This is a genomic window from Pseudomonas sp. F220 (assembly GCF_057813935.1).
In genome coordinates this window covers 1-253 of record NZ_JBVASJ010000214.1, presented here as the reverse complement: position 1 = coordinate 253, position 253 = coordinate 1, and the positions used below count along the sequence as shown (strand labels likewise).

Below are 253 nucleotides of genomic sequence, written 5' to 3'. Positions count from 1 at the left end.
GGCCCATATAGAGCGTCATATCGAAGACAAGCGAGTGCTCAGGCTGATTCGCCGTTACCTTGAAGCCGGTGTGATGTCGGGCGGGATCGTCAGTCAGCGACAGGAAGGGACGCCGCAAGGCGGCCCGATAGCGCCGGCAACAATAGAGCAAACTACTCTCGGATAAAATGGGGGCTGCGCATCGCCAGGGAGAGTTTTGCTCCGAGGTATGCGGGATGCCCCGACGTCGAGATTGTTCTCGTCATTGAGGTCA

1 pseudogene is annotated in these 253 nt (G+C 58.1%); it reads left to right on the top strand.

Annotation, left to right across the window (positions count from 1 at the left end):
• Positions 1–136, top strand: a pseudogene (locus ACZYSM_RS29695) (group II intron reverse transcriptase/maturase); the annotation flags it as partial.
• Positions 137–253: the final 117 nt, after the last annotated feature.